We start from the raw sequence: 26,973 nt of genomic DNA, 5'->3' as shown, positions 1-26,973 counted from the left end.
ATGGTCATGAAAAAAGGAGCTTTGCAGGTGTTGTCGGTCGTACTGGCCGCAGCGGTGATTGGATGGTTCGGATTTGTTAAGGGGGAGGGGAATACAGTGTCTGCTGAAACTGCGCAAGCGGCGCCTTACACGATTACAGTCGGAGCCAACGGTTCGGTAATGGTGGAGCCGGACGTTGCCTATTTGCGCTTGGCGGTCGAGACGCGCGGGAAGAAAGCGACGGAAGCTCAGCAAGCGAATGCCAAGCAGTTCGCGGGAGTGGAGAAGACGCTGTACGAGACGTTCGGCATCGCCAAGAAGGACGTCACGACGACCGGGTTCGACGTACAGCCGGAATACGATTATACGGAGAAGGACGGACGCGTGCTGAAGGGCTATATTGCCGTTCATTCGCTTCAAGTGACTTACCGTAAGCTTCCGGACATCGGCAAGCTGTTCGACGCTCTGACCGAATCCGGCGCGAATCGTCTGGACGGCGTGCAATTCTCTACGGAGAAGAAGGAGCAGTACGAGCTTGATGCGCTTAAGAAGGCGATGGAAAATGCGGCCGCTAAAGCAGGAGTGTTAGCGACGTCGGCCAACCGTCAGCTGAAGGGCGTCGTCAACATCGTGCAAGGCGACGTTGCCAACGTTCCGGTTGTTTACGCCCGCGACCAAGCGAAGGTCATGATGAATGAAATGGCTTCGGCAGCCGGTGCATCCTCCTCGGTGCAATCGGGGCAGATCGAGATCAGCACGCAGGTGACCGTTCAATACGAAATGCAGTAAGGCGGATGGCTGGGTAGAGGCCGTCTCGCGCATCGATCGGATTCCCGTTCAGGGGACCTTCGGCGCGCGAGGCGGCCTTTTGTCGATTGTCCCACCTTGAAAAAAATAAAACCGCTCGCCAAGACCGGCGGGCGGGCAGGAATAAGATGTGCGATAACAAGATGCAGATTTAGGCTTCCTTATAGTGGCTCAACTGTCGAATAGAGAGCGCTTCTTCCAACAACTCGATGAACTCGTGAGACAGATTCATCTTCTTGGCTTCTCTGTAAACTTCCAACAGATGCTCATCTTTAAGCGGGCGAAGCAAGGATGCTTTATCGCTCAATCGACGAGCTGCTACCATGTCTACGGGAACGGAGTTCGCGCAGCCTGCCGCAGACGGAGTCTCGGACGATACTAAATAAGGATACGGTCTTTCGAGCATACATAATTCCTCTCTTCCAAAGTTCCTAAGAGATAGCTAGAACTGGGTCTAAATGGAATCCTACATCTTACAGGATACCATGGTTTGGCGGGTTAGCAGAGAGGGCATTCAATCTTTTGAATTTTTATTGACATAAATATGGAATTATGCTATTTATTTTTCGGTAAAAAAGGAGCTGTTCCCGTCCTCTTGACGAGGCGGAACAGCTCCTTGGCGGTGAAGCGGATTAATTGACTTTGTCGATGACTTTATCGATCAGTCCGTATTCGCGAGCGACTTCGGCTTCCATGAAATTGTCGCGGTCGGTATCCTTCTCGATTCTCTCCAAAGGCTGACCTGTGCGTTCGGCGAGAATGCCGTTCAGCTTATCCCGCAGCTTCAGTATTCTGCGCGCGCGGATTTCGATGTCGCTGGCTTGGCCTTCGGCTCCTCCAAGCGGCTGGTGGATCATCACTTCGCTGTTCGGCAGGGCGAAACGCTTGCCCTTCGCGCCGGCGGCGAGCAGGAATGCGCCCATCGATGCGGCCATGCCTACGCAGATCGTGGAGACGTCCGGCTTGATGAACTGCATCGTGTCGTATATGGCCATTCCGGCCGTAATCGAACCGCCCGGGCTGTTGATGTAGAGGTGGATGTCCTTTTCCGGATCTTCGGCCGCCAGGAACAGCAGCTGAGCGATGATGGAGTTGGCGACTACGTCGTTCACCTGTGTGCCCAGAAATACGATTCGATCTTTCAATAAGCGGGAATAGATATCATAAGCCCGCTCTCCTCGATTGGTTTGCTCGACAACCATAGGTACAAAACTCATGTTTGGCGTCCCTCCTCATGTATTGGTTTTTTTATCATAGCGAATTCGAGTGCAAAAGTCAAAGAAAGTCAAAGTTGATTTGCGTGGAGCGTTTCATCGATCGAGAGAATACAAAAAAACCGGCCGAGTCGGCCGGTATGTTAATTGTATAGGTGGCGCGCCCGTGAGGAATCGAACCTCAATCTCAGCCTTCGGAGGGCTGCGTCATATCCGTTGGACCACGGGCGCTCGTTAAGTACAGCAAGAGTTATTATAGGGGATGGAGGCTGAAAATGCAAGGGATTTGGCATTTAAATTTTGGAGTTCGGAGCGGGAGCGGACAAAAGGAACGTCTGCTAGTCTTGAAGGAATCCGGCCATTTTCTGCGAAAAGTTATAAAGGACCAACCACACAGCTTATAGTAGGGGAATGAAAGACGATGCCGCCCTTCGTTCAATTGGCGCAATTCAGGGAGATCAGGCCTTACGTGCGCTTCGCTCATTATACGGATTTCCCGTTAAAGGTACCCTCTCGCTATATTCGCGACCATGAGTTTATTCTGGTCGACAAGGGACGAGGAGTCCTGTACACGGAAAGCGGGCCGTATGTTTACAAGGAAGGGAGCCTGCTTATGATCCCTCCGGGGGTGCTGCACTCTTTTCGGGACGACCTCGACGCATCGTCCGGTTACGCGCATTGGGCGATTCATTTCGATTGGGAGCCTCGTTCGGAAGAGGAGCTTCTGCAGATCGTCGGGGAAGAGGCCGGACCGATCCGCCCGGACGAAGCTCCCGGGGAAGCATCAAGCTTGAGCTCCGTCTGGCTGCCGAATCTGGTGAGGATCGACGGGGTAGGAGAGGAAATCCGCAGGTTGATCGAGAGCGTCGTCGAGGCGTTCCGCGAGGAGCGGCCTTTCCGCAAGCTTGAGCTGCAGTCTGCTATGCTGCGGCTGCTGCTGGTTCTGGCGACGGGGCTTCAGGAAGGCGAACTGACATACGAGTCGCTGGGCGACAGGAAGACGAAGACGGAATCGAAGGGCAGAGCGGAGATTACCGATTATATCCTGAAAATCCACGATGCCGTAAGGGACAACACGGACGCGGGCGAGATCCACAATCGTTGGCGAGAGGAAGTGTTCTTTAGCGCTCCTCATTTTCATCGCTTGTTTAAGGAGCAGACCGGGCTCCCGCCGCTGGAGTATGCGACCAAGCTCAGGATGGAGAAAGGGGCGCGGCTGCTGCTGGGGACGGAGCTGTCGGTGAAGGAGATCGCTTTCGTCTGCGGCTACGAGGACAGCAAGTATTTCAGCCGTTTGTTCCGGCAGCGCGAAGGAATGAGCCCCAAGCAATACCGCGAGCACTTTCTCGCCGGAAAATGATCGTATTGTCCACCTCATCCGATAGCTGCGCCCTCCCGGGTCGAATCGGCCGACTGCTACAATCGGCTTATGATCGACAGAGGAGGGCATTTTCATGAAATCATCCGACTTGCTGCGCGAGCGATTTGTTTCCGACGAACCGCCGCGCAGCCTGTTTCCGTTGCTGTGGCTGCACGGAGCGCCAGAGGAGACGGAGGAAGCGCTGCGCCGGGAGATTTGCGCGATGGAGGAGGGCGGCTGCGGCGGCTTCGTCATCGAGTCTCGCCCTCACGCAGATTATTTGGGCGAAGGCTGGTGGAGGGACGTCGGCATCTGTCTGGACGAAGCGAGAAGGCTTGGCATGGACGTATGGATGTTCGACGAGGAATATTATCCGTCAGGCATTGCCGGAGGCAAAGTGTTGGAGAGAATGCCCGATTATCGGATGCAGGTGCTGACGAAGACGAGCTTCCTGTGGAGCGCCGAAGGGGAAGAGCCCGAGGCCATGCCTCTGGACGGGGAGTTGTTCAAAATCGTCTGCGTTCCTGAGGAGAGGGGAGAACGGGCGGCATTCGCGCAATGGACGGAATGGCAGGCATGGGCGCGCGAGCGTCGGGAAGCGGGAGAGGCGGCTTCGTGGACGGTCCATGTCATCGGGGTTAAGCCCTCGTGGAGCGGGCGCATGTTCGACAAGATGGTCGATTACCTGTCGCCCGAAGTGACGGACTGCTTTATCGAGCTTACCTACGAAGCGACCAAGCGCCGTTTTCCGGAATATTGGGGCACGACCTTGAAGGGCTTCTTCGGGGACGAGACCAGCTTTGAAAATTTCGGTTCCTACGACGTGCTATTCGGGGAGGAGACGCCCTGCTTCCCGTGGCCGAGTTCGGTGCGGCATACTTTCGAGCAGAGGTGCGGATACGACCTGTATGGCTGCGTCGAAGCGCTGTGGCTGGACGAGGACGAGGAGAATGCCGCAAGCTTCCGGACCGATTTTATGGATCATCTTACGAAGCTGTTCTCGGAAAACTTTTTCGCCCGCATCCAGCGTTGGTGCCACGCGAACGGAGTGCAGTTCATCGGGCACGTCGTCGAGGATAATCGGGCGCATATGAATCACGGCTTCGGCGTCGGGCATTTTTTTCGTACGACGAAGCACTTCGATATGGGCGGTTACGATTTCGTGCTGCGCCAGGTCGATTCGGAGCAGAAGAGCTCCTCCTACGAGGAGCATTTTCCGCAATTCAAAACGTATCGTGACCGTCCTTATCCCGACTTCTTCCACTACACCTTGGCCAAGCTGGCCCAATCGGCGGCGCATCTGGAGGTAGGCACAAGCTTGGTCATGTGCGAGAACTTCGGCGCTTACGGCTGGGACCTCGGCCTGCGGGAGATGAAATGGCTGACCGACTGGATGACGGCCAGGGGGACGAATTGGTATGTGCCGCACGCGTTTTCCCCGATTTTTCCGGATCCGGATTGTCCTCCTCACTTCTATGCGGGCGGACGCAATCCGCAGTGGCCGTATTTCAGGCAATGGGGGGACTACGCGAACCGTTCCTGCCTCATGCTCAGGGAAGCGCGGCATGTCGCGCCGATCGCCGTCCTGTATCCGGCCGAGGCGCACTGGGGAGGAGACGAGAACGAGCTGGATGGGGTGTGCAAGGCGTTGATGCAGAGCCAGTACGATTTTGATATTTTGTCGATGGATCTGCTGGTAGACGAGGATCGCTGCGAGATTGGGGGAGGAACGCTGCGTATCCGCGACGAACGCTTCTCCGTCGTCGTGCTTCCGGGGATCGTCCGGCTTCCGGCATCGGTTCGAGAACGGCTCAAGGCATTTATCCGGTCCGGAGGCAAGGTGGTGTCGGTGAACCGTGCCGCTGTGGAAGGCGGAGAGCCCGTCGGGCTGGACGAATTGGCGGAGCGCCTGTCCCATTGGCTGGCGCCAGGCGTCGGAACGACGAAGCCGTTCCCCGAGCTTCGCTTCTGTCATTACGAGAAGAGCGGCCTGCAGATTTTCTTCCTCAACAACGAAAGCGTCGAAGAGACGTTCGAGGACATCGTCGCATTTCCCGCTGACGGAGTGGCTGAGCGCTGGACGCCGATGGACGGAAAAATCGAGAAGCTGCCGCTGTACGACCGTGCGGGAGATCGGATTCGCGCTCCGATTCGTCTGGAGCCGTACGAATCCTGCTTTATTGTCGTCGATCCGGACGGAGACGGACATGGGGGGAGCGCGGCGGAGCTGGGACTCTCTACAGACGAGTGGCATCGTGCGCAGCGGACGGAGGATGGAAATCTCCACCTGAAGATGCGAATCGGGGAGCGACGTGTCGAGGAATGGCGCGCGACGGCCGTTCGCAGCTCTCTCCTGGAAGCTCCGGCGCCTGACTCGGCTCGCTTGTCCGGGCTTGGCGATTGGGGCCGTATGGAGGGGATGGAGGCGTTCTGCGGGAGCGTCGACTACGAGGCGTCGTTCGAGCTGGACAGCTTGAAGGAAAGTTACGCGCTGGATCTGGGAGAGGTCGGAGAAATCGCCGCGCTTGCGGTAAACGGCCAAGAGCTGTCTCCAAGGCTGTGTCCTCCTTACCGGTGGGTGCTCCCGCCTGAGGCGCTTAAGTCCGGCGAGAATCGGCTCAGGGTAACCGTGACCAACACGCTCGGCCCCTATTTCAGGGAAGACGATTTCCGCAGGGACGTTCCGGCCCCTGCTGGTCTGATCGGCCCTGTAACATTGACGGCTTGGGAAAGCCGCGCAGCATTCGAAGAGAGGAAGGGATTCGCATGATCGGCGTTCCTTGTTTATGGCATCCTGCGCCCAGTCGGTCGCAGAACGTCTACGTGCTGTTTCAGGCGCGAATTTCCGGCCAAGCTGCCGGTGCAGGTCCGCTGCGGCTGCGCGTTTTTGGCATTAGTCTGTATCGACTGTATTGGGACGGCGAGGAGATCGGGGAAGGTCCGGCGCGTTTCTCTCCCGATCGGCCGGAATACGATGAGCTTGAGCTGTCGGCTTTGGACGGCGGGGAGCATGTCCTCTCCGCGATTGTCCATGATTACGGCGTGCACACGCGCATTCTGATGGGCGGACTCCCTCCTTTCCTGCAATGCGAGGCGACCGGTCCGAACGGAGCGCTGCCGCTTGAGTGGAAGTGCATAGAGCTGGCTGCCTTCGGGCCGACCGAACGCAGGGTGAACGGGCAGCTAGGCTGGATGGAGAACTGCGACACCCGGAGGCTGCCGAATCTGCAGCTGGCTTTCGAAGGCGAAGGCTGGACGGAGCCGGTTGTCGTTGCTAGGCCGCTCGGAGATGCGGCATACGGGCCGAAGACGATCGGAGATTGCCTGAGTCTGCCCGCGGAAGCGGAAGAGATCGCCCGGGGCGAATACGCCGACCGGTTCGGCTATATCGACGACGATCCCCCGCTGCGCTTTCTTAGCCGCGATCTTCGGCCGGGCGTTCCGGCCGACGGCTTCTGGGTGCGCTACGATCTCGGCCGGATCGGCCTGTACCGGCCGCGGATCGAGATTGAGGCTCCCGCCGGGACAATCGTGGAGGCGGGGTACAGCGAGTCGCTAACCGATGGCAAGGTGCATCCCGTCATCACGCTCTCCGCCAGCACCTCCTGCAATATGGACCGCTGGATCGCCAAAGGCGGGCGGCAGGTGCTGCAGACGTTCGTTCCGCGGGGCTTCCGGTATTTGGAGGTCCATATCGCCGCTTCCTCGTCCGAAGCTCGGGTGTTTCGTGCGGAAGGAACGATGCGGACGCTTTATGACCGACCGGCAGGAAGCTTTCAGTGCGCGGATCCGTTGTTGAACGAAATCTGGAGTATGGGCGCGGCGACCTTGCAGGCTTGCTGCGAAGACGCTCTGATCGATACTCCGACGAGGGAGCGAGGACAGTGGCTGGGGGATGCGGCGGTTACGGGAATGGAGACGCTAAGCGTCGTCTACGGCAACCTGGAGCTGGTGCGGAGAGGGCTTCTGCAAGCCTCTTATCGCAGGAGAAGCGAGGATGGACTGGCGGCCGGGCTATGTCCGGGTCAGGAGGCGTATTTGACTTCGTATGCCCTGTACTGGATTATCGGTTGCGTTCGTTACAGTCGGTTGACCGGGAGCTTGGAATTGCTGCGGGAAGGCTACGACACGGCTGAGCGCACGCTTGCCTTCTTTATCTCGCACAAGGGGGCTAGAGGCACATGTCCGCCACCGGGCACCTGGGATTTTCTCGATTGGGGGCATTCGGTTTCCGCGGGAGAGATCAACGTCAGCTTGAATCTACTGCTAATAATGGCGCTGAAGGAAATGGCGGCATGGGAGCGGGCGCTCGGCAAGGCCGACGAGGCGGAGCTGCGGCTGGCGCAGGCCGAGGAGATGCGGCGGATCGCCGGGGAGAGTTACTCGACGGCGGAAGGGCTGCTCGCCAAGTCGGTCCCGGCGGAAGGAGCGAGTGCGCCCGAAGAACGCAAGGCGGGGTTTCATGCGACGGTTCTCGGCTTGCTGAACGAGATGTTCGACGAGCGGACGAAGCCTCTTGCGGTCGAATTCGTCAAGCGGCATATATCAAGCTGCTTCCCGAACGACCCGCAGGCGCCGAGGCTATCCCACCCGGATGCGGCGAGCGATCGGCTGATCACCCCCAGCTTTGCCTATTTTTCGTTGCAGGCGTTATGGGAGGCCGGGGAGGCCGAATTCGTTCTGGAGCAGTACCGAAACTGCTGGGGGTGGATGCTGGAGCAGGGCGCAACGACGCTGCTGGAGGTGTTCGACACGCGCTGGAGCCACTGCCATCCGTGGTCGGCGGCCCCGACTTGGCAGCTGTCCCGCTATCTGCTCGGCTTGATCCCGGCCCCAGATGAGCGCGATTCGAACCGTCACCGGCTGTTGTTCCAGCCGGGCTCCGTATCGTCCGCCTCCGGCGTCATCCCGTCGTTGACCGACGAGGGGGCTTCGATTCGCATCGAATGGAAGCGGGAGGAAGCGGGTGGCTGGTCGTATGCGCTGACGACCGACCGGCCGATTCGCATCCGGGTGGAGAACGGCAATATCTCCAAGTATGCGATTGACGGAGCAGATGAGGCAGAGGGAGATCGAAGGGTGAACGGCTGGATCGAAGTCGGCGAAAGCTTGACGCTGACGTTTGCGTAAGAGGCTAAGAGGGGGGCTGTCCATAAGCCCCTTTAAGTTGCTCTGACAGATGATCGATACTAAAGGTTAAAGGGGTATGTACCTCCTTCCGATGCGATACGCTCCCGAAATCTGAATGGGTAAACCCGTTGCAGAGTAATTTCGGGAGCGTATGAGGCGTCTACAGGAGATACATACCCCTTACTTTGTGTATGGGTCATCTTAAGCAACTTCGCTTGTGATGTCCGCTTCCTCATGTCGACTGTCCGCAAAACTCTAAGCCGATGTCCATCTTTGCCAAGCTGGCGTCCTGTTAGCCGCTGCAAGGCGGGTGATAAAATAAGCAACAGAAAGACCACATAGGACATCTGCGAGGGGGTACACCTGTTGTACAAGAAATCGGCTTATCTCATGACGGTCATCCTTGCCGCCGCGGTTACGGCGTCGGGGTGCGGTTCCTCCGGCAATACGGACGGAGCAAAACCGACTTCGAGCGGCTCTCCGGCTGCTTCGCAATCTACGAGCCAGACTTCGGAGCCTGCCGGGGAAAAGCAAGTTACGCTCAAGGTGCTCAGCTTCAAGTCGGGCCAGGAAATCGGCAATATGGAACAGCTGAACGAGAAATTCGAGCAGGAAAACCCAGGAATTCAAATCGAGCTGGAAGCGAAAGGCGGGACCGCGTACAAAGAGCTGCTGAAGGCGCGCGCGGCTTCCGGAGAGCTGGCCGACGTCGTGATGGTTCATCCCGGCTATTCCAGCCTGGGACCGTACGCGGAGGCGGATTATTTGCTGGATCTGTCCGGCGAGCCTTGGGCCGGCGACATCGCGGACAGCGCGAAATCGGTCACGAGCTTCGAAGGAAAGCTGTACGCCTTGCCGAACGATCTGGCGGCGCTTGGCGTGTACTACAACAAAGAGGTGTTCGAAAAGCTGGGATTAGCCGTTCCGACAACGTACGACGAGTTTTTGGAAATTTGCGAGAAGATCAAAGCATCGGGTATGAATGCCATTGCTTTGAATAAAGACTGGCAGATTTTCGATACGTATACGTTCGCGCCTTCATGGATTTATGCGAATCATCCGGACTTCGACGATAAGATGAACGCGGGCGAAGGCACATTTGCCGGAGTGTGGGAAGAGATGTTCCAGGCCTACGAGGATCTCTACAAAAATTATGCGCCGAAGGATGCGCAAGGATTGTCCGGCGATGCGGCGCAAAACAATTTCGCCAACGGCAAAGCTGCGATGATGATTAACGGGAGCTGGGCGTATCCTTCGCTGAAGCAAGCCAATCCGGATTTGCAGTTCGGAATGTTCCCGCTTCCGAACCGGGAAGGCGCGATCTGGGCTGCCGCGGCTGTCGGCACGACGTGGGCGATCAACAAGGATTCCGCGCAGATCGAAGCGGCCAAGACGTATTTGAAATTCTGGGCGGACCCTGCCAATCAGGCGTCCTGGGCGCAGAGCCAGAACTCGTTCCCAACCAATATGCAGGCGAAGCAAGATGTGGAGGAAGGCTTGAAGCCGATCGCCGACGCGATCGCGCAAGGAAACTATTGGAGGTTCCTGGATCAGGGATGGATCAATCCGAATTTGCAGCCGGAATTCCAAACCAACACACAGAAGCTGCTGTACGGACAATTGACCGTCGAAGGCGTTACTCAAGCGCTGGATGCGGAAATGAAGAAGTATGTGGAGCAAAACCGCTAAAGAATCACGGAGCGCGACAGCGGCCAATCGTCGCTGTCGCGCTTTTAAGATGGGATGTGCCCGAATGCTGCTAAAGAAAGAAAAAAGACTGCCGTTCTACGCGGTATTCCTACTGCCCGGATTTTTATTGTTTCTGCTGTTCTTTATGTACCCGAACTTAAGCAGCTTCTACTATTCGCTGACCAATTGGAACGGATTATCCGCTCCGAAATATATCGGTTTTTCCAACTACAGCTACTTGCTCTCTGACGACAAATTTTTCCCTGCGCTGTTTCACACTTTGCGCTACGCGCTGATCGTAACCCTGGGCTTAAATGCCCTTGGACTGGTGCTGGCCTTGGCGCTGGATAGTGGAATTCGGTTTCGCAACGTTCTGCGAACGGTCTTCTTCGCTCCGGCCGTGCTGAGCATGCTGGTCGTTTCTTATATTTGGATACGCATATTCGATCCTGACGGTTCTCTGAATACGTTCCTGCGCTTTCTCGGTCTGGACGGCTTGACGCATCTATGGCTCGGAGATCCCGCGACGGCTCTATATTCCATTACGGCGGTTAATATTTGGCAGTTCGCCGGGAAGTCGATGGTGATCTTTCTGGCCAATCTGCAGACGATTCCCATCGAGCTGTCGGAGGCCGCGGAGCTGGACGGAGCGACCAAATGGCAGCGTTTCGTTCATGTGACGTTTCCGCTGCTGGCCCCTTCCGTGACGATCACGACCGTGCTGACGGCGATCGATTCGATGAAGGTGTTCGATTATGTATATGCCATGACGGAGGGCGGACCGATCGAGTCGACGACCACGATCACGTACTTCTTGTACATGCAGGGCCTGAAGGCCGGCCAGGTCGGATATGCTTCCGCTGGCGCGGTCATCAATTTCTTCGTCGTTGCGGCGATCGCGATCGCGATGCTCGGATTCCTCCGCAGAAGGGAGGGGCGGATGCAATGAAGCGAAGCTTTCGAACGCGCCTGACGGAGCTTGCGATCTGGGTATTTGCGGCGATCATGTCGTATCCCGTGTTCCTTGTCGTGAACAGTTCGCTTAAGAGCCATCAAGAATTGAGCCTGGAGCCGTTTTCTCTGGTTCGTTCCGTTACCTTCGAGCATTACGAACGAGTAATCCAGGAAGCGAAAATCTTTCTTTCATTCGGAAATTCCGTACTGGTGACTGTGCTGACGATCGCCTTGGCGATTGTGCTTAGCGCCATGATCTCCTTCTCGATTTATGCCGGCAACCAAAGGTTCGGGCGAACTATTTTCATGATCATGATCGCTTCCATTATGATTCCGGGTCAGCTCGGAATGCTCCCGCTCTACAAGCTGGCAAGCTCCCTGCATCTGACCAATACGTATGTGGGGTACTGCTTGATTACGGCTGCGTCGCAATTGCCGTTTCTCGTTTTCCTCTATGTCGGCTTCCTTGGGACGATATCCAGGGAAATCGTGGAGGCCGCCGGATTGGATGGCTGCTCGGTGTATCGGCTGTTCGGCCGCATCATTATGCCGCTGCTTAAGCCGATTACGGCCACGGCCGTCATTCTGCTTACTCTCGGCATCTGGAACGATTTTCTGGGACCGCTGCTGTACTTGCAGGATAGCTCCAAGCAAACCGTAATTTTGATGGTTTTTAACTATGTACACTTTTATACCAAGGATTGGGCCTCCATATTCCCGCTGATCGTACTGGTCATGCTGCCTAATCTGGCCGTCTATTTGGCCTTGCAGTCTTATATTGTGAAAGGCATTGCCAGCGGAGCGCTCAAAGGCTAGACTATCAAGATCAACATTGCGGCAGGGGTGGCGCGTTTGCTTCATTCCGTTCTTACTAACATTTCCTTGCGACAGAAGCTGCTATTCTCGTTCGTGATTCTCGTTCTGCTTCCGCTGAGTGCGATCAGTTTTATCTCCTATCAAATTTTTCGCGCGAGTCTGTTCGACAATATCTCCACCTCGACCGCAGAGGTGCTGCGTCAGACGGGCAACAATATCGATCATTATTTGCGTCAGCTGGCCGAGCTTACGGAGAGGCCGTACTTCGACCCGAATGCGTTGGGCATTATGGTCGAAGCCCGAAACGGGAGACTTTCGCCCGACAGCGACGCTTATTTGTCCGACTTTTTCAAGCGCATTTTGGTTCCTCGCAACGATACGGAGGGCATCTTTCTCTATCCGATGTCCGGATCGGCGTATTTCGCCGCGCGCAATTCCGCCCATCAGCCGGATTTCGATCCGTCGAAAACGACGTGGTATCGGGAAGCGGTGAAAAGAAAAGGGCAAATCGTGCTTACCCCAACGCACGTCCAAGAGCAAATCGGTTATCAGCCGGCCCGGGTCTTCTCACTGACTCGGGTTATTAACGATTTTTCCACGCGGCAGCCGCTGGGGGTTTTGACCTTCGATTTCAACTATACGGAATTGCAGAAGATTCGCGACGATGTCGCGCTCTTTGCCGACGGCCGTCTCGGAATATACACGAAATCCGGCGAAGCGGTTTTATCCGGCGGAGGCGATTCGGACGAGCATGCCGCCGAGTATTTGCGCCTTCCGCATCATAAGTATCGCTTGTTAAAGGACTATTGGATGGCCTCCTATACCGTACCCTATTCGGACTGGGTTGTGCTGTATCAAGTGCCGGTTCACGTATTGAACGAGAAGCTGGAGACGATCAAAACGTATATCGTTCTCATCGCGGCTTGCGGTTTGCTGCTGGCTTCCGCGTTCTACGGTTGGATTGTCGTCCGCCTCACAGATCCTTTGCTATCGCTGCGCAAAATGATGACCCGAGTCGGCGCGGGGGACTTCTCCGTTCAAATGCCGCAGCGAGAAGTCAGGGATGAGATCGGGCAGATTACGGCGCATTTTGTGAAGGTGACGCGAAGACTGCAGGAAACCATCGAGGCGACGCACGTTCTCCAGCTCAAGAGAAAACAAGCGCAGTTGAATGCGTTACGGACGCAGATCAACCCGCATTTTCTCTACAATACGTTGGAGTCGATCTACATGATGGCGATTATGAACGAGGACGAGGAAACGGCGCGCATGATCGGATTGTTGGGCGACTTCTTCAAAAAAACGCTGCGGCTGAATGCGGATTTCGTTACGCTTCGCGAGGAAGTCGGAAATTTCCAAGTATATTGGGAGCTGCAGCGGGTTCGCTTCGCCAGACGCATCGAGGTCGCCGTCGATTATCCCGAGGAGTATGCCGACGCCCTGATCGTGCCGCTGATTTTGCAGCCGCTGGTGGAGAATGCGATATCGCACGGATTGAAGGAGAACGCCGGACGGATCTCGATCCTCATTTTTCCGGAAGGCCGCCGGTTATGCATTCGGGTGACGGACAGCGGGCAGGAGCTCACGGAGGCCAAGCTGCTGGACGCGCGGAACCGGTTAAACGAGGAGAAGGTGGATGAGCCTCATGCCGCGCATATCGGGCTTCGCAACATCCACGAGCGAATTCGACTCGTATGCGGCGACGAGTACGGGCTGGAGATCGATCGCGCGCCGGAAGGCGGACTGATGGCAAAGGCCGTCCTGCCGATCAAGCTGAAGGAGGAACATGATGCACCGGATTCTGGTCGTAGATGATGAGCCCGTCGTGCGCAAGGGAATCGCGTTCATTATTGAGCATTGCGCGCCCGAATGGGTGGAGGTCGCCCAGGCCGAGAGCGCGACGGAAGCGCTGCGGCTGATGGAAAACAGCGAGTTTCATCTGATCGTGACGGACATTCATATGCCGGAGATGAACGGCTTGCAGTTTCTTACAGAGGTTCGGCTGCTCTCGCCTGACATTCGCGGCATCATTATTAGCGGATATAACGACTTCGACTACACTCGTCGCGCCCTTCAATTGAACTGCCTCGATTATTTGGTGAAGCCGGTCAAAAAGGAAGAGTTGGAGGAGATGGTTCGAAAGGTTGTACGGTTGTGGGAGGAAGAGAACCGGGCGAGGAAAAAGCTGGACGAGACGGAGCAGCTTGCCGACCAATACCGGTTTCGCAGACTGTTGAACGGCGAATTCGATACGGTCGCCGAAATGTACGACTGCGCTTCGGCGCTTGGGCTGTATCCGAAAGCGCAAATGATCGCCATGCTGACCCTCGAGGTCGAAACGCGGTCCTATCAATTGCCGCTGTACTTGTTTGCTGGGGAGCTGTTCCGGGAAATCGACGCCAGCGTATACCGCGTAGACAACGATGAAGTCATCGTGCTGATGCGGCACGATAACGAGGACGAAGCCGATTTCTGGGCTGGAAGCGTGCGGCAGGCGGAGCGCTTGCTTGCGCGTTGGCGTCTGACTTCCCAAGCCCAATTTCGGGCCTCCCTCTGTCTGCTGCGCGACGTTTCCGAATTTCCTTCCTGTCGGCGTAAAGCGAAGCAGACACGGGAGGGTCAGACGGAATGGCTGACGCTGCAGCTGCTTGAGGCCGGGCACGACGCCCGAAGCGAGGTCGCCACTCCGGCCATTCGCAAGGCGCTGCGGATGATCGAAGAGCGGTTCGATCAGGAGCTGTCGGCTACCGGCGTAGCGAATGCCGTTCATCTGAATCCGGATTATTTTTCGTGGTTGTTCCACAAGGAAGTAGGCAAAACCTACACTGAGCATGTCACCGAAATCCGGATGGAGCGAGCGAAGCAGCTGCTCGCGGAAAGAAGCATTCCGGCCTACGAGGTGGCGGAAAAAACGGGCTATCAGAGCGTTCGCAACTTCAATCGAGTGTTCAAAGCCTGGGTGGGGCTGTCTCCGATCGAATTCCGCAAAAAATACCAAGCAAACGTCCAGCAAGACCCCGGCTGACGTCCTGTTCCGGGCGCTTGGCGGGTGATAGGATGAGGACGAATCTATCGAAAATTTGAAACTCAACAAGGAGGAGAAGGGATGGCTAAATGGGGACAGAGAGCCTTGAGGCTCGTCTTGGCAGGCACGCTGGCAGCGGGGACGGTTCCGCAAGCGGCTGGCGCCGCGGGGGGCGGAAAGTTCGAAGTGGGCGGTTTCTGGCAGCCCCCGATCTATGTCGGCGGCGATTATAACACCTCTACGCATTATGCCAATATTTCGGGCGCGCATATGGACAGCATCGTTGGGGTGCGGGTACCGCAGGGCGTTACGTTGGACAAGGCGGCCAACGAATCGGGCATCGCGGCAAGCTACGCCAACGGGATTAAGCTTTATGTCAGCGATTCGGGCATTAGCGGCAAGAGCGTCTACACCGCGGAGGATGCGACCGCTTTGGAGAATGCGCTGCTTCCCTATAAGAACGATCCGCGAGTCAAGGCGATCACATTGAAGGATGAGCCTGCGGCCTGGGAGATGGAAGGTTATGCGAATGCCTACAAAAAAGCGAAAGCGTTTGCACCCAACCTAGACGTCTATGTTAACCTTCTTCCCTCCTATGCCGGGGGCGCTTACGTCGAAGGAAAGCCGGGCAAGCTGTTTCTTTCGAATTCGGGGGCACGAGGAAGTCGGTCTGCGGTTTCGTCCGGCAATGTCTTGGGGCAAACCTTTGTCGTGCCGACCGGAATGACTCTGCTGCACGGAATCGAGCTGACTCTCGACCCCTCTTCGGTCTGGTCGCCGTCGGAAACCTTAACGCTGAAGCTGTGGGACAGCCCGGCGAAAACGACGCTGCTCGGCCAGGCGTCTCTGGCGGGAAGCGGTTCGGCCAGCCCGTGGACTTATCATCCGTATTTTACGCTTAACGCTGCCGTGACGCCGGGAGCGGCGCTGTATATGGAGCTCGCGTCGAACAGGGACGACGGCGAATCCGGCCGACGCTTGTCCGTATCCAACGAAGGGGCACAGCAGAACGGATCCTATGTGACGCCGACCAACCGCCTGGGACAGACTTTTAAGGTGCCGGCCGGAGTTACGCGGATTCACGGCATCGATTTGTTCGTCGATCCGAATCAGTGGAGCTCGTCCGAGACGCTGACGCTGAAGCTATGGAACGGTCCGGCGAAGACAACGCTGCTCGGGCAGGCTTCTCTTACCGGCGGCGGTGCCGGAGCGTCTTGGGGCTCATTTCCGTATTTTGCGCTGAATGCGGCGGTGACGCCGGGCTCGACCTATTATATGGAGCTGACCCATGACGGAGGCGGAGACAACTCGGTCGGCTGGGTGGTCCGTTCCGATGCCAATCTGTATGCGGATGGCGCAGCGTATGAGAACGGGGTGGGCAAGGCGTACGACTTCTTCTTCCGGATTTATGAATCGACGGCGCGTCTGGTCGTGTCCAACGAGGGGGCGCAGCAGAACGGCTCCAATGTAACGCCGACCCATCGCTTGGGTCAGACGTTTAAGGTGCCGGCCGGGGTTACGAAGGTTCACGGCATCGACTTGTTCATCGACCCGAATCAGTGGGACTCGTCCGAGACGCTGGCGCTGAAGCTGTGGAACGGTCCGGCGAAGACAACGCTGCTCGGGCAGGCTTCTCTTACCGGCAACGGTGCCGGAGCGCCTTGGGGTTCATTTCCGTATTTTGCGCTGAATGCGGCGGTGACACCTGACTCGACCTATTATATGGAGCTGACCCATGACGGGGGCGGGGACAACTCGGTCGGCTGGGTGATCCGCTCCGACACCAATCTATACGCGGATGGTGAGGCATATGAGAACGGGGTAGGCAAGGCGTACGACTTCTTCTTCAGAGTCTACGAAGCAGGAGAGACGAACGGCACGTCGGTTCTGCGTTCCGAAACGAATGTGTATGCCGATGGCGCGGCTTACGAGAATGGCGGTGCCAAGCCGTACGACTTGAATTATAAGCTATACGCCAACCGGGACTTCAACGGCACGCCCTACGAAAACTATTTGGACGACTGGCTGGAGATGAGCGGCGCGGACGAAATCATTGCCGACAATTATACGTTCCGCAACGGCTATGACGAACCGTCTTATTTTTCGGATGCCGAGGCGATTCGCAGCCGTGCTTTGGCGCACGACGCGAGTTACGGAGGTTTCCTGCTCAGTCTGGGCCTCCAGAACAACCAGGGCCAGACCGTTTTCCGCGCTCCGACGCTGGGAGAGATGAGATGGAACGCTTATACCTATATGACCTACGGGTTCAAGAAGCTGATGTGGTTCACCTACTGGCAGCCTGATCCGGCGGGGGGAGAGCATTTCCTGGATGCGCCGGTGGATATGCAGGGGAATTTGACGGCTCGGTATGCGCAGATCCAAACCTTGAACTCGGAAATGCAGCATCTGGGCGAGACGCTGAAAGATTTGACCTCCGTAAGCGTGTATCATACGGGTACAACGCTGCCTCAGGGAACCCAAGCTCTTCCCGCAAGCTTTTTCGTTCAGCCGACCGATTCGTCTCGGTCGCTTGTTATCGGCTACTTTACCCATACGTCAGGTCGAAAGTATGTCATGCTGACAAACCGCGATTATACGAATGCAGCCACAGTCGATTTTGTCTTTAATCCTAAGCCGGCGACGTTGACCGAAATTTCCAAGGCAACCGGTCTTGAGGTCGCCGTGCCTGGGTACGTGCCCGCAACAGGCGGACTGACGATTGCGCTGCAGCCGGGAGAGGGCCGACTGTTCGCTCTGCCGCAACCATGAGGAGGACCTTCCAGTGTATAACAAAGCTTTGACCAAGCCCGCTTTTCCATTCGATCGCCCTCCCCGACATCTGGGCGCGCTGTTCTGGCTCCATGGCACCGAGAGCGAAGCCGAGCTTCGCCAGACGTTCGATTCGGCCATCGGGGCGGGGATAGGCGAGCTAACGCTGGAATCTCGTCCTCACTGGGATTTTCTTGGACCGAAATGGTGGAAGGATCTCAAGCTCATTCTGTCCTGGTGTCAAGAAAGCGGCGTAGACGTGTATCTGTTCGACGAAAAATGGTACCCGAGCGGGGTGGCGGGCAATACGATCCAGCATATGGACCCGGATTTTCTCCGCTCCTCGATTCGCTTGCAATACATCCGATATCGCGGGCCGATCGCCAGAGTCAGCCTGATGCCTCCTTGGACGTCTGCGCCTCGCAGTACGATTCTGTCGGCTTACGCGTATCCTCTTGAAGAGGGGGTCATCGATTATGAGCGGGGCGAGGCGCTGGAGCTAAGCCGTCCCGATTCGCCGCATATGCACGGCATTATGCACGCGATCGACTGGTCGGTGCCGCCGGGAGACTGGATCGTCTGCTTCATCGTCGAGGACCGGTCCGACAATTATATCGATCCGCTTCACCCGGGGGCGGTGGAGGCTTTTCGCGAACGGGTCTACGAATCGTCGAAAACGGAGCTTGGTCATTTCTTCGGAGGGCCGTTAAAGGGATTTTTCTTTGACGAACCGCTCTACTACAACGACGAGCAGCAAATTCCTTGGGGACACGAGCTTCGCCGGCGGTTCGCGGAAGCGAAGGGATACGACCCGATGCGCTGGCTTCCGGCGCTGTGGCTGGCGAAGGAGAGCGACGGAGCCGCTTCGTTCGTTTACGACTATTACGAGTTTCTGAATAGCCAGTATGCGGAAACCTATTGCCGGCCTTTGTACGAATGGTGCGAGCGGAACGGACTGAAGTACATCGGGCATTGGTATGAGCACGAGGCTTGCCCCGCTCACGGCGAGCGATACATGTTCCATAATCGGACGGGCGAAGGGCCGGGAGATTTCTTTAAGGTGGCTAAGTATGCGCATGAAGGCGGAATCGATGTCGTCGGCAATCAGGTGATTCCGGGCTTCCGCAACCGGGACTATTGGGGATTGCCGAAGCTGGGGAGCTCCGCAGCGCATATTTACGGCCTGGAAGGGGACTTGGCGCTGTCCGAATCGTTCGGTGCGTACGGCTGGCATCTCGGTCTGCGGATGATGAAGTGGCTGACCGATTGGCAGGTTGCCAAAGGGATCAACCATTTCATTCTGCACGCCTTCAACCCGAAGTGGCCGGATTTGGACTGTCCTCCGTATTACTACGATGGCGGTTGCAATCCGCAATGGCGTTATTTTTCCGATTACTCGAATTATGCGAATCGGCTGCAGTCGATCTTTCGAGGCGGTCGTCACGTCGCTTCCCTGCTGTTGTTTTATCCGGGATCGCTTGCCTATGCCGGCGCGTCGACGCCGATTGAGGACATTCAGCAGGTACTCTGCGAGCATCAGTACGATTACGATTTGATTCCGGAGGAGGCGCTTGTCCACGGTGTCCAGACGGAGGACGGCTTCCTCGCGATGGGCAAGGAGAAATATCGGGGGCTTGTCATTCCCGGCATTTCGTGCCTGTCCGCGTCGCTGCTTCATAAGCTAGTGGCCATCGCGGAAGCGGGAATTCCCGTGCTGGTCGCCGATCGGTATCCGAAACGGATCGTATCGGCCGAACGGGGGCAGGAGAAAAAGTGCGAGGCTGTGCTTGTGGAACTTCTGAGGATGTCCTCGGTCGGCTTTGTCGACTGTGCGGCGGAACTGCCTGTGGCATTGTCGAAGGCCGGAATCGAATCGCAATTGCTGCTGGACGGTTCGGGCGGGGAAGGAGTGCGCGTACTGCATCGCGTCGGCGATGCGGGACCGATCTGGTTCGTTAGCAACGAAAGTCTGACCGAAACGGCCGAGGGGTGGTTCCGCATGACGGACGTCGGCGGAGGCAGGCCGACCCTGGCCTGGGAGCCGTTGACCGGGGAACGTTGGAGACCTGCCGCTCGAGGGGAAGATTTGTGGCTTAGCCTTCCGCCCTATCGCTCTCTTGTTCTGACGACGGATTCCGTTCTTCTGCCGGAGGGGGCGAACGCCATTGGGCGAACCGTTCCGGCTGCCTATCGAAGCGGCGTGGATGTTTTGAGGAGGCAGCGGGTAAGCGAGGAAACGATCTCGTTCGAATGGAGCGGAGCGAACCGTGCGGGGCTCGTCCCGTGGCTTGAGCTCGATCCTTCATTTTCCGGAACGGTCATTTATCGATGGGATGTGGAATTGGAGGCGTCGAACGAGGGGGAACGGCTGCTGCTTGATCTCGGCCAGGTGGAAGAAATCGCCGAGGTTGTCGTCAACGGAATAGAGATCGGCCGCTCGATCGCGCCGCCCTACCGGTTCGATATGACTTCGGCGCTTCGGGCCGGCTCGAACGAGTTTCAGGTCCGGGTCACGAACGTCGTCTCTAACCGCATGAGCCGGGAGCCGGTTCTCGAACGGCTGCCGGAAGCGGCCAAAGCTGTGCAAAGCGTATACGCGGTTCCGAAAGAGGGCGGTCTGCTCGGTCCGGTCTCGTTGGAATGGCTGCGCGAGGCGGATTAGGAAGCGACACGCTTTGTATATGTTTGGCTTTATTAGGCTGTCCCATAAGTAAAAAAAGTCGTACAAAAAGATAATCGATAGAGAATGTTGTCGTGCATATATCTCCTTCCGATGCTATACGATGCTGAAACCTGAATGGGTAACCCCGTTAAGAGGTGGTTTCAGGAGCGTATGAGGCAGTCCCCAGGAGATACATGCACTTTTTTCTTAGTCGATTATCTTGTACGACCTTACTTATGGGACAGCCTCTTGAGCGGGTATTTGTGGCGCGCGCGCGAAACGCTGCTTCCGGATTGTTCGCGTGTACCTGTATAATGGCGAACAGAATTTCGTGCGACGCAGCCCTTGCAACAAACGGGAAAATTCGCTAATATAGAGGTGGGACTCAAAATGATATGGCGGGACATTTTTCGTCCAACCATACAATTCGCATCATTGCCGACGGTGACCATTCGGTCTTAGGGGGATAGGCGGAGGGAATGCGAAAAATGATCGACATACAGAAAAAGCTGCTTCCGGATCTCCTTCAGGTGATGGAGACGAGGTACGATATTTTGCACCGGATCTATCTGGAGGGTTCGATTGGACGGCGCACGCTGGCGGCGAGCCTGGAGATGACGGAGCGCGTACTGCGTTCGGAGCTGGAGCTGCTTAAGTCCCAAGGGCTGCTGAACACGGCGACGACTGGAATGACGTTGACCGCCGGCGGCAGACAGTTGGTGGAAGAGATGGAGCCAATCGTCAAGGAATTGTTCGGCCTATCCGATCTGGAGGACAGAATTCGCGAAGCTTTCGGCTTGAAGCGGGTTATTGTCGTTCCGGGAGATTCGGACGAATCCGATCTCGTCAAAGCGGAACTCGGAAGAGCGGGCAGCCGCGTTCTGCGGGAAAGTCTCTCCTCCGGAGATGTAGTTGCCGTCATGGGCGGATCTACAATGGCGCATCTGGCCAAACAATTTTCTACTACGTCCCAATTGAAGGATAACTGGTTCGTACCTGCCAGGGGCGGATTGGGCGAGAGCGTCGACTACCAGGCCAACACGATCGCATCGGAGCTGGCTAAGCGAGCGGGCGCGCGGTATAGAATGCTGCACGTTCCGGATCACTTGAGCGAAGAAGCTTACCAGTCGATTATGCAGGAGCCGAACGTCAGGGAAGTCGTCGACATGATCCGAGGCGCGCGAATCGTCGTTCACGGAATCGGCGACGCGGTCACGATGGCCAGTCGGCGAAAGCTGATGGACGAGACGAAAGACGAACTGGTGAAGGACGGAGCTTTGGCGGAAGCTTTCGGATATTATTTCGACCGCAATGGCAAGGTCGTTCATCGGATGGCGACGGCCGGACTCAGGCTGGAGGACATCGAAGCTGCAGAAATGGTTATCGGTATTGCTGGAGGCGGAAGCAAGGGCGAAGCGATCGCATCCGTCATGCGTTTCGGGCACGATGACGTGCTTGTCACGGACGAGGCGGCGGCCCGCGAAGCTTTGCGGTATGTAGAGCGTTAAAGCCGGCAAATCGGGTAATCCTTACTTTATAGAGGTCTCGGCGCCTGTGCGCCTTGATATATAGCATCAACACCTTTTTCAATTCTAAGGAGGAACCAACATGGCAGCAGTAAAAGTGGGTATTAACGGATTCGGACGTATCGGACGCAACGTATTTCGCGCAGCGTTGAACAACCCTGAGGTAGAAATCGTTGCAATCAACGATCTGACAGATGTAAATACACTTGCTCACCTTCTGAAATACGACACGACGCACGGCAAACTGAACGGAACGGTTGAAGTCGGCGAAGGCGCGCTGATCGTGAACGGCAAATCGGTTAAAGTTTTCGCAGAGCGTGATCCGGGCAACCTGCCTTGGGCTTCCGTAGGCGTTGAAATCGTAGTTGAATCCACGGGTATCTTCACTGCGAAAGACAAAGCCGAGCTTCACCTGAAAGGCGGCGCGAAGAAAGTTATCATCTCCGCTCCTGCAACGAACGAAGACATCACGATCGTAATGGGCGTTAACCAAGACAAGTACGACGCAGCTTCGCACACGATCATCTCCAACGCTTCTTGTACGACGAACTGCTTGGCTCCGTTCGCGAAAGTTCTGAACGACAAGTTCGGCATCGTTAAGGGCATGATGAACACGATCCACTCCTACACGAACGACCAGCAAGTACTGGATCTGCCTCACAAAGACCTGCGCCGCGCTCGCGCTGCCGCAGAGAACATCATTCCTTCTTCGACTGGCGCTGCGAAAGCCGTTGCTCTCGTATTGCCTGAGCTGAAAGGCAAGCTGAACGGTATGTCCATGCGCGTTCCTACGCCTAACGTATCCGTTACGGACCTGGTTGCCGAGCTGAAAGTCAACGTTACGGTTGAAGAAGTGAACGCGGCTCTGAAAGCTGCTTCCGAAGGCCCGCTGAAAGGCATCATGAACTACTCCGAAGAGCCGCTCGTATCCAGCGACTACAACGGCGATCCTGCTTCTTCCACGATCGATGCGCTGAACACGATGGTCGTTGAAGGCAACATGGTTAAAGTTATCTCCTGGTACGACAACGAGTGGGGCTATTCCAACCGCGTTGTTGACTTGGCTGCTTATATCGCAAGCAAAGGTTTGTAAGAATACGCTACCCCCTAACTCCCCCTTCTGGAGTCCAACCCCCTAAATCCCCCTTCCCGAAGGGGGACCCCAAAGGGCTCCGCCCTCTGGACACCCGGCGCTGTCGGTTGAGTGGCAGAGGACGGGGGAAGGGGAACAGCTTGCTTGGATCGCTTCGTCCCGGATTTGCTCTGCAAACCCGGGACTACGCTTAACTACCGAGCGGGAAGAGCGGCCGCGGGTCGGAAGAAGGGCGGCTCTCCTCTGCGCATGGCTGCGCTTCTTGAGGAGAGAGGGTTGAAAGCTTGGGTTCCCTACGCGATGACTTCGCCGCTTGGGAACCTTGGGTCAAAAGCAAAGCTTCCCTTCGGGGAAATGAGATACAAAAACAAGGCGGGCTCCCTCTAGGAGCCTAGCTTTGCGCAAGGAGATAGACAGCCATCTGAGGAGGTTCGACCCGTGAACAAGAAAAGTGTAAGAGACGTAGAGGTTGCAGGGAAGAAAGTGTTCGTGCGCGTTGATTTCAACGTGCCGCTGGAAAACGGCGCAATCACGGACGATACGCGTATTCGCGAAACTCTGCCTACGATCAAGCATTTGATCGAGAAGGGCGCGAAAGTCATTCTGGCGAGTCACCTGGGCCGTCCGAACGGTCAAGTCGTCGACGGACTGCGCTTGACGCCGGTTGCCGCTCGTCTGTCCGAGTTGCTGGGCAAGCCGGTAGCGAAGGCTGACGAAGTCGTCGGAGCTTCCGTGCAAGCGAAGGTTGACGAGCTGAAGGACGGAGACGTGCTGTTGCTGGAGAACGTTCGTTTCGAAGCGGGCGAGGAGAAGAACGACGCCGAGCTGGCCAAGTCGCTGGCCGCGCTGGCGGACCTGTTCGTGAACGACGCTTTCGGAGCGGCTCACCGCGCTCACGCGTCCACGGAAGGCATCGCGCATCACATTCCTGCAGTTTCCGGCTTGCTGATGGAGAAAGAGCTCGACGTACTGGGCAAAGCTCTGAACAACCCGGAGCGTCCGTTCACGGCCATCGTAGGCGGCTCCAAGGTAAAAGACAAGATCGACGTCATCAACAAAATGATCGAGATCGCGGACAACATCCTCATCGGCGGAGGTCTCTCCTATACGTTCCTGAAGGCGCAAGGCAATGAGATCGGCTTGTCGCTGTGCGATGATTCCAAGCTGGACCTGACGCTCGAATTCATCGAGAAAGCGAAGAAGCTCGGCAAAAACTTCTATCTCCCGGTTGATATCGTTGTATCGGAAGATTTTAAATCGGCTGTTAACATGGATATTGTCGGCATCGATGGTATCCCGGCTAACAAGGAAGGCGTCGATATCGGTCCGAAAACGCGTAAAATCTACGCGGAAGTCATCAAAAACTCCAAGCTGGTTCTCTGGAACGGACCGATGGGCGTATTCGAAGTGGATGATTTCGCAAACGGTACTCGTGAAGTTGCGCAAGCTTGCGCGGACTCGGACGCTTACACCGTCATCGGCGGCGGCGATTCCGCTGCTGCGACTGAGAAGTTCCATCTGGCTGACAAAATGAACCACATCTCCACAGGCGGCGGCGCTTCTCTGGAGTTCATGGAAGGCAAGGCGCTTCCGGGCGTCGTAGCTCTTAACGACAAATAGAGGTGACAAGGATGAGCAGAACACCGATTATCGCGGGCAACTGGAAAATGTTCAAGACGGCAGGCGAGGCAGCGTCCTTCGTAGCCGAAGTCAAAGGCAAAGCGGAAGTATCCGGCGTGGAGAGCGTTATCTGCGCTCCGTTCACGGCGCTTCCAACGTTGGTCGAGGCGGTTAAGGGCACGACGATCAAAGTCGGCGCGCAAAACCTGCACTTCGAAGACAACGGCGCGTACACGGGAGAGATCAGCGGCGTTATGCTGAAAGATCTCGGCATCGATTACGTCATTATCGGCCACTCCGAGCGCCGTCAATATTTCGGCGAGACGGACGAGATCGTGAACAAGAAAGCACATGCGGCATTCCGTCACGGACTGGTTCCGATCGTATGCGTGGGCGAGAAGCTGGAAGAGCGCGAAGCCGGCACGACGAACGAAGTCGTTCGCGTACAGACGGAAGGCGCGCTGTCCGGCCTGACGGCTGAGCAGGTTGCGGCGACCGTGATCGCATATGAGCCGATCTGGGCGATCGGCACGGGCAAATCGTCCACGTCCGCGGAAGCGAACGAGACGATCTCTTACATCCGCAGCGTCGTAGCCAAGCAGTTCGGCGCGGAAGCGGCGGATAAGGTGCGCATTCAATACGGCGGCAGCGTTAAGCCGAATACGGTAGCCGAGTACCTCGGCCAATCCGATATCGACGGCGCGTTGGTCGGCGGCGCAAGCTTGGAGCCGGCTTCCTACGTGGCGTTGGTTGAAGGGGCGAAGTAAGATGGCAGCTCCCAAACCGGTTGCGTTAATTATTTTGGACGGCTTCGGCATTCGCGAAGAGAAGCACGGCAACGCCGTGGCTCAAGCGAACAAACCGAATTTCGATAAGTACTGGAGCACTTTCCCGCACACGACGCTGACGGCGAGCGGAGAAGCGGTCGGCTTGCCGGAGGGCCAGATGGGCAACTCCGAGGTCGGCCATCTGAATATCGGCGCGGGCCGCATCGTGTATCAGGATTTGACCCGTATCTCCAAGTCGATCCGCGATCAGGAATTCTTCGACAATTCGACGTTGGTCGGCGCGGTGCGCCATGCCAAGCAGAACGGCAAGAAGCTGCATCTGTACGGCCTGCTGTCCGACGGCGGCGTTCACAGCCATATCGACCACCTGTTCGCGCTGCTTGAGCTGGCGAAGCGGGAGGAGCTTGAGGAAGTGTATATCCACGGCTTCCTCGACGGCCGCGACGTAGCTCCCGACAGTGCAGTCGGCTATTTGACCCAATTGCAAGGCAAGATCGAAGAGTTCGGAATCGGTCGCATTGCCACGCTGCAAGGCCGCTACTACGCAATGGACCGCGATAAGCGGTGGGAGCGGGTAGAGAAGTCCTATCGCGCGATGGTTTACGGCGACGGTCCGACGGCGGTTGATCCGATCGCAGCGGTCAAAGCTTCTTACGAGCAAGGCGTATACGACGAGTTTTTCGTGCCGACGGTGATCGTCGGAGCGGACGGCAAGCCGAACGGCTTGGTGGAGTCCGAGGACTCGGTCATTTTCTTCAACTTCCGTCCCGACCGTGCGATTCAGCTGTCCAATGTGTTCACGAACGAGGATTTCCGCGGTTTTGACCGCGGCCCGGGCTTCCCGAAGAACCTGTATTTCGTGTGCATGACGCTGTTCGCGGAAACCGTAGGCGGCTTGGTTGCGTATAAGCCTAAAGAGTTGGATAATACATTTGGCGAGGTACTCGTTCAACACGGGAAAAAGCAGCTCAGAATCGCCGAAACGGAGAAGTATCCGCACGTCACGTTCTTCTTCAGCGGCGGACGGGACCACGTTCTGGAGGGCGAAACTCGGATTCTCATCAATTCGCCGAAGGTCGCCACCTACGACCTGCAGCCGGAGATGAGCATTTACGAGGTAACGGAAGCGCTGGAAAAGGAAATTGCCGACGACAAACATGATGCGATCATTCTGAACTTCGCGAACCCCGACATGGTCGGTCACTCCGGTATGCTGGAGCCGACGATCAAGGCGGTGGAAGCGACTGACGAATGTCTCGGACGGGTAGTTTCCGCGGTAACGTCCAAAGGCGGCGTCTGCGTGGTTATCGCCGACCACGGCAATGCGGACATGGTGCTGGACGACAATGATCGGCCGTTTACGGCGCACACGACCAACATCGTTCCGTGCATCGTGACCCAAGCCGGCCTCACGCTTCGCGAAGGCGGCATTCTGGCTGATGTAGCCCCGACGCTGCTTGCGCTGCTTCAGTTGCCGCAGCCGGAGCAAATGACGGGCCAATCCTTAATTGTCTAACCGCATTAAAAATAAACCCACCGAA

The 26,973-nt window shown here is 56.8% G+C and carries 18 protein-coding genes and 1 tRNA gene; 16 read left to right on the top strand and 3 right to left on the bottom strand.

Annotation, left to right across the window (positions count from 1 at the left end; genetic code table 11):
- The first annotated feature begins 6 nt into the window (after positions 1 to 6).
- Positions 7 to 768, top strand: coding sequence for an SIMPL domain-containing protein (locus DFP98_RS32010; protein WP_181918071.1), 762 nt, complete (start codon positions 7 to 9; stop codon positions 766 to 768).
- Between the two features lie 169 nt (positions 769 to 937).
- Here the strand turns inward: DFP98_RS32010 and sda are convergent, their stop codons facing one another.
- The 3 genes from sda to DFP98_RS31995 all read right to left on the bottom strand — a co-directional run bounded on the left by sda (position 938) and on the right by DFP98_RS31995 (position 2,231).
- Positions 938 to 1,192: a sporulation histidine kinase inhibitor Sda gene (sda, locus tag DFP98_RS32005; protein ID WP_246016941.1), complete on the bottom strand. Its 255-nt coding sequence runs from the start codon at positions 1,190 to 1,192 to the stop codon at positions 938 to 940.
- 226 nt (positions 1,193 to 1,418) lie between these two features.
- Positions 1,419 to 2,003 (bottom strand): ATP-dependent Clp endopeptidase proteolytic subunit ClpP, encoded by a 585-nt coding sequence (gene clpP, locus DFP98_RS32000; protein WP_116064703.1) that lies wholly within the window; start codon positions 2,001 to 2,003, stop codon positions 1,419 to 1,421.
- 153 nt (positions 2,004 to 2,156) lie between these two features.
- A tRNA-Arg gene (locus DFP98_RS31995) sits at positions 2,157 to 2,231 on the bottom strand.
- 190 nt (positions 2,232 to 2,421) lie between these two features.
- On the opposite strand from DFP98_RS31995, the gene DFP98_RS31990 reads away from it, so the two are divergent.
- The 15 genes from DFP98_RS31990 (at position 2,422) to gpmI (ending at position 26,948) form a co-directional block, all read left to right on the top strand.
- Positions 2,422 to 3,360, top strand: coding sequence for an AraC family transcriptional regulator (locus DFP98_RS31990; RefSeq protein ID WP_116064702.1), 939 nt, complete (start codon positions 2,422 to 2,424; stop codon positions 3,358 to 3,360).
- A gap of 94 nt (positions 3,361 to 3,454) precedes the next feature.
- Positions 3,455 to 6,130, top strand: a complete 2,676-nt coding sequence (locus tag DFP98_RS31985; RefSeq protein ID WP_116064701.1) for a glycosyl hydrolase — start codon at positions 3,455 to 3,457, stop codon at positions 6,128 to 6,130.
- Positions 6,127 to 8,490 carry a family 78 glycoside hydrolase catalytic domain gene (locus DFP98_RS31980; protein ID WP_116064700.1) on the top strand — a complete coding sequence of 788 codons (2,364 nt, stop codon included), beginning with the start codon at positions 6,127 to 6,129 and terminating at the stop codon, positions 8,488 to 8,490. Before DFP98_RS31985 ends, DFP98_RS31980 begins: the two co-directional genes overlap by 4 nt.
- A 366-nt stretch (positions 8,491 to 8,856) precedes the next feature.
- A complete protein-coding gene (locus DFP98_RS31975) occupies positions 8,857 to 10,179 on the top strand; it encodes an ABC transporter substrate-binding protein (protein WP_116064699.1) in 1,323 nt (440 codons plus the stop codon).
- 64 nt (positions 10,180 to 10,243) lie between these two features.
- Positions 10,244 to 11,128, top strand: coding sequence for a carbohydrate ABC transporter permease (locus DFP98_RS31970; RefSeq protein ID WP_181918070.1), 885 nt, complete (start codon positions 10,244 to 10,246; stop codon positions 11,126 to 11,128).
- The gene (locus tag DFP98_RS31965) at positions 11,125 to 11,949 is read left to right on the top strand and encodes a carbohydrate ABC transporter permease (protein ID WP_116064697.1); all 825 of its coding nucleotides are present in this window, start codon (positions 11,125 to 11,127) and stop codon (positions 11,947 to 11,949) included. The genes DFP98_RS31970 and DFP98_RS31965 overlap by 4 nt, the downstream gene beginning before the upstream one ends.
- A 36-nt stretch (positions 11,950 to 11,985) precedes the next feature.
- Entirely contained in the window at positions 11,986 to 13,764 is a 1,779-nt protein-coding gene (locus tag DFP98_RS31960; protein ID WP_147310316.1) for a cache domain-containing sensor histidine kinase, read from the top strand.
- A complete protein-coding gene (locus DFP98_RS31955) occupies positions 13,739 to 14,974 on the top strand; it encodes a response regulator transcription factor (RefSeq protein ID WP_181918069.1) in 1,236 nt (411 codons plus the stop codon). Before DFP98_RS31960 ends, DFP98_RS31955 begins: the two co-directional genes overlap by 26 nt.
- Before the next feature lie 81 nt (positions 14,975 to 15,055).
- Positions 15,056 to 17,743: a hypothetical protein gene (locus DFP98_RS31950; RefSeq protein WP_116064694.1), complete on the top strand. Its 2,688-nt coding sequence runs from the start codon at positions 15,056 to 15,058 to the stop codon at positions 17,741 to 17,743.
- A 13-nt stretch (positions 17,744 to 17,756) separates the two neighbouring features.
- Positions 17,757 to 20,405 carry a glycosyl hydrolase gene (locus DFP98_RS31945; RefSeq protein ID WP_116064693.1) on the top strand — a complete coding sequence of 883 codons (2,649 nt, stop codon included), beginning with the start codon at positions 17,757 to 17,759 and terminating at the stop codon, positions 20,403 to 20,405.
- 479 nt (positions 20,406 to 20,884) lie between these two features.
- Complete coding sequence (locus DFP98_RS31940; protein WP_116064692.1) at positions 20,885 to 21,913, top strand: sugar-binding transcriptional regulator; 1,029 nt, start codon at positions 20,885 to 20,887, stop codon at positions 21,911 to 21,913.
- 100 nt (positions 21,914 to 22,013) lie between these two features.
- Complete coding sequence (gene gap, locus DFP98_RS31935) at positions 22,014 to 23,024, top strand: type I glyceraldehyde-3-phosphate dehydrogenase (protein WP_116064691.1); 1,011 nt, start codon at positions 22,014 to 22,016, stop codon at positions 23,022 to 23,024.
- 438 nt (positions 23,025 to 23,462) lie between these two features.
- Complete coding sequence (locus DFP98_RS31925; RefSeq protein ID WP_116064689.1) at positions 23,463 to 24,644, top strand: phosphoglycerate kinase; 1,182 nt, start codon at positions 23,463 to 23,465, stop codon at positions 24,642 to 24,644.
- 11 nt (positions 24,645 to 24,655) lie between these two features.
- On the top strand, positions 24,656 to 25,411 hold the full coding sequence (gene tpiA, locus DFP98_RS31920) for a triose-phosphate isomerase (RefSeq protein WP_116064688.1): 756 nt from the start codon (positions 24,656 to 24,658) through the stop codon (positions 25,409 to 25,411).
- A 1-nt stretch (position 25,412) separates the two neighbouring features.
- Positions 25,413 to 26,948, top strand: coding sequence for a 2,3-bisphosphoglycerate-independent phosphoglycerate mutase (gpmI, locus tag DFP98_RS31915; protein WP_116064687.1), 1,536 nt, complete (start codon positions 25,413 to 25,415; stop codon positions 26,946 to 26,948).
- Positions 26,949 to 26,973: the final 25 nt, after the last annotated feature.

The organism is Cohnella phaseoli, assembly GCF_003386235.1.
In the GTDB taxonomy this organism is placed as follows: Bacteria; Bacillota; Bacilli; order Paenibacillales; family Paenibacillaceae; genus Cohnella; species Cohnella phaseoli.
Note: the sequence above shows the minus strand (reverse complement) of the source record. Positions and strands in the feature narration are given on the sequence as shown.